Source organism: Kitasatospora sp. NPDC097691 (assembly GCF_040302665.1).
GTDB lineage: Bacteria > Actinomycetota > Actinomycetes > Streptomycetales > Streptomycetaceae > Kitasatospora.
In genome coordinates this window covers 98,836-108,638 of sequence record NZ_JBEORY010000024.1, presented here as the reverse complement: position 1 = coordinate 108,638, position 9,803 = coordinate 98,836, and the positions used below count along the sequence as shown (strand labels likewise).

The 9,803-nt window shown below is 74.0% G+C and carries 8 protein-coding genes; 6 read left to right on the top strand and 2 right to left on the bottom strand.

Annotation, left to right across the window (positions count from 1 at the left end; translation table 11 throughout):
- The first annotated feature begins 728 nt into the window (after positions 1-728).
- The 4 genes from ABTY56_RS19185 (at position 729) to ABTY56_RS19170 (ending at position 4,134) form a co-directional block, all read left to right on the top strand.
- Positions 729-1,553 (top strand): hypothetical protein, encoded by an 825-nt coding sequence (locus tag ABTY56_RS19185; RefSeq protein WP_350630103.1) that lies wholly within the window; start codon positions 729-731, stop codon positions 1,551-1,553.
- 248 nt (positions 1,554-1,801) lie between these two features.
- Positions 1,802-2,131, top strand: coding sequence for a hypothetical protein (locus ABTY56_RS19180; RefSeq protein ID WP_350630102.1), 330 nt, complete (start codon positions 1,802-1,804; stop codon positions 2,129-2,131).
- A 108-nt stretch (positions 2,132-2,239) separates the two neighbouring features.
- Positions 2,240-3,247, top strand: a complete 1,008-nt coding sequence (locus tag ABTY56_RS19175) for an SPFH domain-containing protein (RefSeq protein ID WP_350630101.1) — start codon at positions 2,240-2,242, stop codon at positions 3,245-3,247.
- Entirely contained in the window at positions 3,244-4,134 is an 891-nt protein-coding gene (locus ABTY56_RS19170; RefSeq protein ID WP_350630100.1) for an NAD(+)/NADH kinase, read from the top strand. The genes ABTY56_RS19175 and ABTY56_RS19170 overlap by 4 nt, the downstream gene beginning before the upstream one ends.
- A gap of 220 nt (positions 4,135-4,354) precedes the next feature.
- On the opposite strand, the gene ABTY56_RS19165 is transcribed toward ABTY56_RS19170, so the two are convergent.
- A complete protein-coding gene (locus tag ABTY56_RS19165; RefSeq protein WP_350630099.1) occupies positions 4,355-5,806 on the bottom strand; it encodes an amidase in 1,452 nt (483 codons plus the stop codon).
- A 144-nt stretch (positions 5,807-5,950) separates the two neighbouring features.
- Between ABTY56_RS19165 and ABTY56_RS19160 the strand changes: the two genes are divergently transcribed.
- Positions 5,951-6,604: a TetR/AcrR family transcriptional regulator gene (locus ABTY56_RS19160; protein WP_350630098.1), complete on the top strand. Its 654-nt coding sequence runs from the start codon at positions 5,951-5,953 to the stop codon at positions 6,602-6,604.
- A 53-nt stretch (positions 6,605-6,657) separates the two neighbouring features.
- Here the strand turns inward: ABTY56_RS19160 and ABTY56_RS19155 are convergent, their stop codons facing one another.
- On the bottom strand, positions 6,658-7,602 hold the full coding sequence (locus tag ABTY56_RS19155) for a DUF1906 domain-containing protein (RefSeq protein ID WP_350630097.1): 945 nt from the start codon (positions 7,600-7,602) through the stop codon (positions 6,658-6,660).
- Between the two features lie 244 nt (positions 7,603-7,846).
- Here ABTY56_RS19155 and ABTY56_RS19150 point away from each other — a divergent pair, with 244 nt between their 5' ends.
- The gene (locus ABTY56_RS19150) at positions 7,847-9,793 is read left to right on the top strand and encodes a phage tail sheath C-terminal domain-containing protein (protein ID WP_350630096.1); all 1,947 of its coding nucleotides are present in this window, start codon (positions 7,847-7,849) and stop codon (positions 9,791-9,793) included.
- The last annotated feature ends 10 nt before the right edge of the window (positions 9,794-9,803 follow it).

Below are 9,803 nucleotides of genomic sequence, written 5' to 3'. Positions count from 1 at the left end.
CAGACCGGCCGCACCGACGAGAACAGCGGCAGAGGTACGCATACGGAGCTTGAAAGCGGGCATGTAGAGCAGGACCTCAATCGGGTTGGGCCGCGCTCACTCCCCACCCGACCGCGGCCGGACAGGGGCCGAAACGGTCACGGGGAGTGACACGGCAGTGAGCCGCACCCGGCGGGACAGGAACCGGTGTGGCTGACGACGAATGCCAAGGTGCCAGACCGCGACAGCCCCCTCCAAGCCCCCCTCGCTACGACCCCCCGTCGTAGCCGACACACACCGGCAGCAACCCGAGGACCCGGCCGCCCCGACCACCCCGGCCCGCCCCCACCTGCACGAACACCCCCCACCGGACGGAACGGAACAGCACGAACCGGACAGCACTACCCGCCGTCGTGCCACCCCTCCCCGTGTGAGCACCCTCACCAACCCCGACCCCGGCTGCGTCACCGACCGACCCGACCCCATTACACCGCGTCGGCGACATCGCTCTCCGTAGCGAGGGGATGCCCGCACTCGGGCTCGGTCACGTCGAGCCCGATGACGCGCAGCCGATCCGAGACAGGGAGGAGAGCGGGCAGCGGCCCGACACCACTCGAACGCGGGTGGGACCGAGGCGTCGCCGAGCGGGTTGTCGCAGTTCTGTACCGGAACCCGACGGTCCGATCCGCGCCGGGCCTGCGGTGGCTATCGTCTGGCCGGGCAGCGGGCATCGCGACGACGGGGGACGCGTGGACGACGAGGACGAGGTCGTGCCGGGAACGGGCACAACGGCGTGGGCACGGGCCGGCCGGGGGGCGCAGCGGTTCCTGCTGACGGCGTTCGCCGTTGCGGGGATCGCCGTGGTGGTGGCAGCGGTCGCGCTGTCGGCGCTGGTGGACTGGAGCGGACCGAATCCGACCGACACCGGCGACTTCGGGCCCTATCTGCGGTTCTCCGCCCTGTGGGCGGTCGGCGCGGGGGTGGTCGGCCTGGTGGGGGCTGAGGTGCGGCGTTCCCGGAGCGAGGAGTCGGGCCTGGCCTGGCTGGCCTGGTGCGACCTCGGCCTGCTGCTGGCACTGCTGTGGCCGCTGCAGGCGCTGGCCATCGCCGCCGTCGCCACCTTCGGCGCCGTCGCCGGCTCGCGGGCCGGTGGCCGGGCCCGGTGGCTGCGCGGGTGCGCGGCGCCGGCGGCGGTCTGCCTGGCCGTCGCCGGGGCGGCGTGGGGTGTCACCGGGTACGAGGCCGAGCAACCGTGGACGTCCGCCGATCCCGCCGACCGGGCCGTCGTCGGCACCTGGAGCGGCCCGAACGGCGAGACCCTCACCCTGGCGGCCGACGGCGGCTTCCGCGTCACCGCTGCGACCACGGCAACGGAGGCGCGAGACTCCCTCGCGAGCCCCTGGTACCCGGGCGAGGGCCGTTGGAGGCTGACCGACATGGTCGGCCCGGGCCAGACGCTGACCCTCACCTTCGCCTCCGGCACCGACAACCTGGTGGTGTACGGGGCGCTGACCCCGTCCACGCTCTGCCGACCCTTCGCGGAGGAGTGGTGCAGCGCCGCCCTTCACCGGTGACGGTCCGACTGGCCGCACGACCGCACCCACCGATGCCTTCGCCCGTACCGTCCGTGTCGCCGGTCCACGCGTCGCCTTCGGCCTGCTCATGGGCTACACGACGGCGCCGGCGATCCAGCTCCGCCCGTAGGGCCCGTCCGACGGATGGCCATCCGGCCGGCCGGCGGAGCACGACCTGACCGAGCCGGGCGCCGCCCTCCCACGAAAAGCGGGTGACCTCGTCCGGCGCGATGTCGGACACTCCCACCATGCAGGCCTTCCCCATGAACCCGGATCGGCTCGAGGCGCCGGTGCAGCTGATCGACGACACCGGCACCGCGTGGCGGCTCCGGAAGAAGCGGGTCGATCTCCGCGCCGTGCGCCGGCTGATGAAGGACCGCGCCGCGACCGTCGTGCTCGGAGAGAGCGGGGGCACTCGCCCCCGGCTCGTCGCCGATGTCGAGCGCCCGATGCTCTGGGACCAGGTCAAGGACGGCTACCGGGGGCCCGGCGGAAGCCGGACGGCGAACCGCTACCTCGCGCACGAGTTCCGTACGGATGCGGACCGCCGCCTGCTCTACGTGGAAGAGCACTGCTGACCGCAGGGCAGGACACGACCCCCGGCCGCCCAGCACCCCCTTTTTCGTCATCTTGACGAAAAAGGGGGTGGCGCCATATCGTCGTCATGACGAAAAGGGGGTCCTCCGATGGCCGACATCACCCGACGACTCGGGCTGCGCCACCTGCGCGCCGTTCCCACCGCCCACATCCGCCACCTGCGGCGCGGGCGGGTCGCCCACGAGGGGGCCGGACTGGCGTTCTGGTTCCGGCCGCTGACCGCGGCGATCTCCGAGGTCCCGGTGGACGACCGGGAGCTCGCCATGCTCTTCCACGCCCGCACCGCCGACTTCCAGGACGTCACCGTCCAGGCGACGCTCACCTACCGGATCACCGACCCGGCCACCGCCGCCACCCGCGTCGACTTCGGAATCGACCCGGACACCGGCGCCTGGCGCGCGGCCCCGCTCGACCAGCTCGCCACGCTGCTCACCGAGACCGCCCAGCAGCACGCGCTCGGCCTGCTCGCCCGCACCCCGCTCGCCGCCGCCCTCGCGGACGGGGTCAGCGCGGTGCGCGAGCGGATGACCGAGGGACTGGCCGACGAGCCGCGGATCACCGAGACCGGGCTCGCCGTGATCGCCGTACGGGTGGTGGCGCTGCGGCCCGAGCCGGAGGTCGAGCGGGCGCTGCGCACCCCCGCCCGCGAACTGGTGCAGCAGGAGGCCGACCGGGCGACCTTCGAGCGCCGCGCGGTGGCCGTCGAGCACGAGCGCGGCATCGCCGAGAACGAGCTCGCCAACCGGATCGAACTCGCCCGCCGCGAGGAGCAGTTGCTCGCCCAGCAGGGCGCCAACCGGCGGCTCGAAGCGGAGGAGGAGGCCGTCGCCGACCGGGTCCGCACCGACGCCGAGGCGCTGCGCCGCACCCGGCTGGCCGCGGCCGAGGCGCAGGCCGCCCGCGAGCTCGGCGACGCCCGGGCGGCGGCGGAGGCCGCCTGGCTGGCGGCCCACCAGCAGGCCGATCCGGCGGTGCTGCGGGCGCTGGCGCTGATGCGGCTGGCGGAGCACCTGCCGCGGATCGACAGCGTCACGCTCACCCCGGACGTGCTCACCGGCCTGCTGGCCCGCCTCGGTGCCCCCGGGGCGCAGCGGTGACCCTCGCCCCGCGGGTGGTGCTGGTGCACCGGCGCACCGAGTACGAGGAGCTGGTGGCCCGTCACGGCACGCCCGGGCAGGCGGCGTTCTTCCTCGCCTCGCGGGGCCGCTCGGCGGAGGAGGTCGAGCAGCGCCACGCCCGGCAGGCGGCGGCGCTCGCCCGGGCGGCGGCGGCCGTGCCGCTGGACTGGCGGCGCAGCCGGGTCGAGCGGGCGGACCTGCCGCGCTTCCTCTTCGAGCCCGGGGACGTGGTGGCCGTGGTCGGCCAGGACGGCCTGGTGGCCAACGTCGCCAAGTACCTGGACGGCCAGCCGGTGGTCGGCGTGGACGCCGAGCCCGGTCGCAACGCCGGTGTGCTGGTGCGCCACCGGGTGGAGGCGCTGCCCGCGCTGCTGCGGGCGGCGGCGCGCGGCGAGGGGCAGCTGGAGGAGCGGACGATGGTCGAGGCCGTCGCGGACGACGGCCAGCGGCTGCTCGCCCTGAACGAGGTGTACGTCGGACAGCCCGGCCACCAGACGGCGCGCTACCGGCTGGCCGTCGAGGGCGATCCCGAACCGCAGGCCTCCTCGGGGGTGCTGGTCGGCACTGGTACGGGCGCCACCGGCTGGTGCCGCTCGGCCTGGCTGGAGCGCGGCGGCCCGCTCGACCTGCCCGCCCCGGACGCACGTGCGCTGGCCTGGTTCGTCCGCGAGGCGTGGCCCTCCCCCACCACCGGCACCGGCCTGGTGCACGGCCTGCTGGCGGCCGGACGGCAGCTGGTGCTCACGGTCGAGTCCGAGCACCTGGTCGCGTTCGGCGACGGGATCGAGGCGGACGCCCTGGAGCTCGCCTGGGGCCAGAGCGTGCGCCTCGGGGTCTCCGCAACGCGCCTGCGCCTGCTGGCGTGACGTCCGGTGCGGGCGAGTGCGTCGTCGCGTTCGGGTCCGCGCCGGTGCGGGCGGCGAGGAAGCGGCCGGTGACCTCGCGGCGCTGTGCGGCAACGGCGACCACTGCCGCGACGGCGGCAAGGCTGACGGCCATGGCCACGTCGGCCCGGCCGTGCGCCGGGGTCGCCGCGGGCCCGGGCGGCTCTGCCGGGCCCGTCGGCGTGGCGGGGTGGGGGCGCGGTCAGGCGCCGTGGGGGCTGCCCGCCCACACGGTGGGGGTCCGGTGTGCCCAGGGAGCGGCCTGTTCCAGCTGGCCGGCGAGACGGAACAGGACGTCCTCACGGCCGTGTCCCGCGGCGAACTGGATGCCGACGGGGAGTCCGGTGGCGGGATCGGTCTCCAGGGGGACGGACATGGCGGGGGTGCCGGCGACGTTGAACGCGGCGGTGAACGGCGAGCGGTGGAGGACCTGCCGGAGCCAGCCGAGCGCGTCGGTGCCCGCGGCGCCCTCGGCGTACGTGCCCAGGGGGACGGGCAGTTCGGGCAGGGTCGGGGTGAGCAGCAGGTCGTAGTCGGCGAAGTAGCGGCCGACGGCGCGGGCGACGCTGTTGCGCATCGCGAGCGCGTGGACGAAGTCGGTCCCGCTGACCTGCTGCCCGTAGGCGTAGGAGGCCAGCGTCTCGGGTTCGAGGGTGGTGGAGTCGACCGGCCGCCCGGATTCCGCGGCGAGGCCGTCGATCCAGGTCGCCAGATTGGTGGTCCACAGGCGGGCGTTGGCCAGGACGAAGTCCTCCCAGTCGACGCCGAGGTCGACCCGGACCTCTTCCACCCGGTGCCCCAGGGACGCGGCGAGTCGTGCGGAGCGGAGGGTGGCGTCGACGACGGTGCCCTCGACGGCCCGGCCGCCCCAGGGCCGGGTGAGGAGGCCGATCCGCAGGCTGCCCGGGGAGCGGGTGACCTCCTGCGCATAGGGCCGCTCGGGCCGCTGGGCGGAGTAGGGGTCACCGGCCTCGGGGCCGTGGACGAGGTCCAGCAGCGCGGCGCTGTCGCGCACCGAGCGGCTGAGGACGCCGTGGACGGCGAGGCCGTTGAAGATCTCGTCCGCGTCGGGGCCCATGGATATCCGGCCGCGGGTCGGCTTCAGTCCGAACAGGCCGTTGGCGGCGGCGGGGACCCGGATGGAGCCCGCCGCGTCGGTGGCGTGCGCGATCGGGACGATGCCCGCAGCGACGGCGGCTCCCGAGCCGCCGCTGGAGCCGCCGGGGCTGCGGGTCGGGTCCCAGGGGTTGCGGGTGGGGCCGTACAGGACGCCTTCCGTGGTGGTGCTGTAGGCGAACTCCGGAGTGGCGGTGCGTCCGAGCGTCACCAGTCCGGCGCGGCGCAGGCGCGTCATGAGCGCCGAGTCGGCCCCGGCGACGTTCCCGGCGGCGATACGGCTGCCCAGCTCCACCCGTCGGCCGGCCATCGTGACGGCGAGGTCCTTGATCAGGAACGGCACCCCCGCCAGCGGGGTACTGCCCGGGGTCGGCGCGTCCTGGGCGGGCCAGGTCTCGACGACGGCGTTGATCCGCAGGTTCACCGCCTCGGACGCGAGCCGGGCGGTCGAGGCGAGTTCCGCGGCGGTCACCTCGCCGCGGGCCACCAGGTCGGCCAGGCCGACGCCGTCGTGGGTCACGTACTCGGAGAGCTTCATCTTCGTCCGTTCAGGAGGATCGACACCGGTCGGCAATACCGCTCGGTCCCTCACGATACCGATCGGTATTGTGAGGGACCGAGCGGTACCGTAGCATCGGGAGCAGGCGGCGCAACGCCCCACCGGACCGGAGAGGGCCGCATCGTGAGCACGGACAGGGTCGACGGAGCCGACAGGGCCGGCCGGCAGAGCAGGGTGGCCACGTTGCCGCCCCGGGAGCGGATCCTCGACGCGGCGGAGGAGCTCTTCGCACGCGAGGGGATCAAGGCCGTGGGCGTCCAGGCGATCGCCGACCGGGCCGCGACCACCAAGATGGCGCTCTACCGCCACTTCGCGACCAAGGACGCACTGGTCGAGGAATGGCTGCGCATCGTCGCCGCCGACTACACCGCCGCGTTCGACCGGCTGGCGGACGCACACCCCGACGACCCCCGGGCCCAGATCCTGGGGATGGCCCGGTTCATCGCCGACGGACTTCCCGGGATCTCCCACCGGGGCTGCCCGTTCATCAACTCCATCGCGGAACTGCCCGACCGCGCCCACCCGGCGCGTCGGCTGATCGAGGCCCACAAGGCCGGGCAGCTGCGCCGCCTCACCGACCTCTGCACCCGGGCCGGGCTGCCCGATCCGGACGAGGCGGCGGCGGAGCTCACCTTCCTCCTGGAAGGCGCCCAGGTGAGCGCCCAGAACGGAAGCGTCGAGCACGCGGGTCAGCGGCTCCTGCGGATCGTCGGGGCCGTCCTGGAACGCCACCCTGCCCCCGCCCCCGACGGCCCGTCATGGCACGGGAACGGCTGACGGCTGACGGCTGACGGCTGACGGGTAAGCGGTGACAGCCGGCGGCCAAGGGCTCAGGAGCCGCCCGCCACCAGGCCGTCGATCTGGTCGCGGTCGACGCTGAGCGTCACCCCGCCGTACGTCTCGTTGGCGCTGCCCCGGTACTGGTGGATGCGGTGGCCGGTCCACAGGTCGTCCGGCAGCCCGGCCTGGCCGGTGGTCGTGGGCTTGCCGTCCCAGCGGGCGTACCAGATCGCGTCCGGCAACGGGGAGTATCCGGCCTGGGCGGCGGCGACGATGTCCGCGATGCCGGAGTCCATGCTGGAGTAGAAGCCCGACCGGTACCCGGCCTCCTGGAGGGCCCTGGTCCAGCCGGCGGTGAAGTCGACCACCGCCCGGCTGCACTCCGCATCGCCCGAGGGGTACGCCTCCATGTCGAGGTAGACCGGGCTGCCCGGTCCCAGCCCGAGCGTCTGCAGCGCCTGCGCCGCCTCGGCCGCTTCCTCGCCGCCCTGCTCCTCGGCCCGGTCCGGGTCGATTCGCAGCGGCTTGTCCGGGCGCGCGGCGCAGGGCGCCTGGAGCCCGACGTGCGTGGGCACCAGCTGCCACCCCATCGCGCGGACCTGGGCCACCCACTGCGGCGTCAGCCGGCCCTGCGAGCAGGCGCGCTGGCCACCGCTGCTGTAGATGTTCACCGCGCCGTACGGCGAGGCGGTGTGCCAGACGGACAGGGCCTCCAGCGGCGGCGCCGAGCAGGCGTCGAACCCGGCTCCGGTGAACCGGTACTCCGGCAGCGGTTCGTCCGGCCGCGGTCCGGTCGGCAGCGATCCGGTCGGTCGCGGCACGGGCGGCAGCGGCACGGACGGCAGCAACCCGGCGAGGGGGCCGGAAGCGGGCGGGGCAACGGGCACGGGCCGGACGGCCGGCTCCCGTGCGTCGGGGGCGAGCCCGTGGGCGGTGCCGGGGAGCATGGCGAGCACGGCCGCGGCGGGGAGCGCGGCGAGGGACGGTAGGCGCATCCCCCCGTTCTAACCGCCGCCGGGAACGTCCCCGCGTCACGGTGCCGCCGTGCCGCACCCGTTCACCCGCACGCGCGACACCGCCGTCGCTGGGGCCGAGGCCCGTCAGACGTTCGGTGCGGCGTCCCGCGTACGCCATCCGGATGAACCGGGCCGATGTGACGCCACTGTGACGCCGGATCGGACGGCACGGTGACAGACCGTCGCGAGACTGCGAGGGATTCCGCTGACGAAAGGAGCGCCCATGCCCACCGCACCCACGTTCCCGGGCGTGTACATCGAAGAGGTGCCCAGTGGTGTGCATCCGATCGTCGGTGTGCCCACCGCGGTCGCGGCCTTCATCGGCTGGTTTCCACGCGGTCCGATGAACAGCCCGGAGGAGGTCCTTTCCTTCGCCGACGTCGAGCGGAAATTCGGCGGCCTGCACACGGAAAGCGACACGTCCTTCGCACTCCAGCAGTACTTCCTCAACGGCGGCGCGCGGGCCTACGTGGTCCGGGTAGCCGCCCCCGGAGCCGGCGCCGACGCACTCGGCCGGGCCCACGCCGACGTTCCACAGGCCGGCGGCGCGGGCGCGTTCACCGTCCAGGCCCTGAACGAGGGGACGTGGGGCAACGACCTGCGCGTCCAGGTCCTCACGGCGACCGACCCCGACCGATTCGACCTGGTGATCAGCCTGCTGGGCGGTGACACCGGCAACCGGACCGTCCTGCGGCAGGAGACCTACCGGGGGCTGACCACCGACCACACCAAGACCGACGACCCCCTCTACCTCACGACGGCCGTCAACGCGGTGTCCGAACTGGTCACCGTCGGCCCCGTGACGGGAGCGAACGCTCCCTCCCAGCCCGCCCCCAGCGGGCTGGTCTCCTCCGCCGTGGTCGACAAGGGGGCACTCCCCGACACGAACACCCTGGGTGTCACGGTGACGATCCAGGGACTCCCCGCGAGGACGATCACCTTCCCCGGCAAGCCCGACTCCGTCGAGACGCTGGCCGCCGCCTTCCAGTCGGCCCTGCGAACGGCCGTGGCGAACAAGCCCGTCTGGTCCCAGGCCGTGGTGCGGGTGGTCCCCGACAGCGCCGACCCCACCACCAGCCGACTCCAGGTCCTGCCCGGTGCCGCCTCCGAGCTCACCGTCACCGTCGAGAACGACCACGACGACCACACCGCAACCGCCCTCAGCCTGAACGGCGCGACAACCCACGCCGGGGCCGTCGTGCTGGCGGGCGGCGGCGACGGCGCCCATCCCGGCGCGGACGAGCTCGTGGGCAGCGAGGTCGGCACCGGATCGGGCATGTTCGCCCTGGAGAACACCGACTTCACGCTCCTGTGCCTGCCGAGCCTCGGCAACCAGCGCGCCTCGGACAGCGACCCGTTCGCCTCGGACAACACACTGGACGCCAAGTACAGCAAAGCCGTCGGCAACGCCATCGCCTACTGCCGCCGCAAGCGCGCCCTGCTGCTCCTCGACCCCCCGAGCAACCTGAAGAGCCCGACCGCGCTGCGCGACTGGCTCCAGAGTCACAGCTTCGTCCGCGACGAGTACAGCGCCCTGTACTACCCCCGTCTCGACATCGCCGACCCGACCCGCAGCTACCTTCTGCGCTCGGTCGGGCCGAGCGGCACGATCGCCGGCCTGATGGCCCGGATCGACGCGGCGCGCGGCGTCTGGAAGGCGCCGGCCGGGACGGAGGCCAAGCTGTTCGGCGTCCAGGACCTGGGCTACGACCTGACCGACCCGGAGAACGGCACCCTGAACCCGATCGCGGTCAACTGCCTGCGCAGCTTTCCCGCCTACGGCCAGGTCTGCTGGGGTGCGCGGACCCTGGCCGGCGGGGACGCCTCCTCCTCGGACTACAAGTACGTCCCGGTGCGGCGGTTGGCCAACTTCCTGGAGTCGAGCCTGCTGATCGGGCTCAAGTGGGCCGTGTTCGAGCCCAACGACGAACCGCTCTGGTCGCAGATCCGGCTGAACATCGGGTCCTTCCTGCACGGCCTGTTCGTGCAGGGCGCCTTCGCGGGGCGCACCCCGAAGGAGGCCTACCTCGTCCGCTGCGACGCCACCACGACGACGAACACGGACCAGGGGCTCGGCGTGGTGAACGTCCTGGTGGGCTTCGCGCCGGTGCGGCCCGCCGAGTTCGTGATCATCCGGCTTCAGCAGCTCGCCGGTCAGACGCAGAGTTGAGGGGAGCCCA

Excerpts from the sequence above, each read along its gene's own strand:
- ABTY56_RS19180 (WP_350630102.1), top strand. The coding sequence starts at position 1,802 with ATGCAGGCCTTCCCCATGAACCCGGATCGGCTCGAGGCGCCGGTGCAG.
- ABTY56_RS19175 (WP_350630101.1), top strand. The coding sequence starts at position 2,240 with ATGGCCGACATCACCCGACGACTCGGGCTGCGCCACCTGCGCGCCGTT.
- ABTY56_RS19165 (WP_350630099.1), bottom strand. The coding sequence starts at position 5,806 with ATGAAGCTCTCCGAGTACGTGACCCACGACGGCGTCGGCCTGGCCGAC.
- ABTY56_RS19155 (WP_350630097.1), bottom strand. The coding sequence starts at position 7,602 with ATGCGCCTACCGTCCCTCGCCGCGCTCCCCGCCGCGGCCGTGCTCGCC.
- ABTY56_RS19150 (WP_350630096.1), top strand. The coding sequence starts at position 7,847 with ATGCCCACCGCACCCACGTTCCCGGGCGTGTACATCGAAGAGGTGCCC.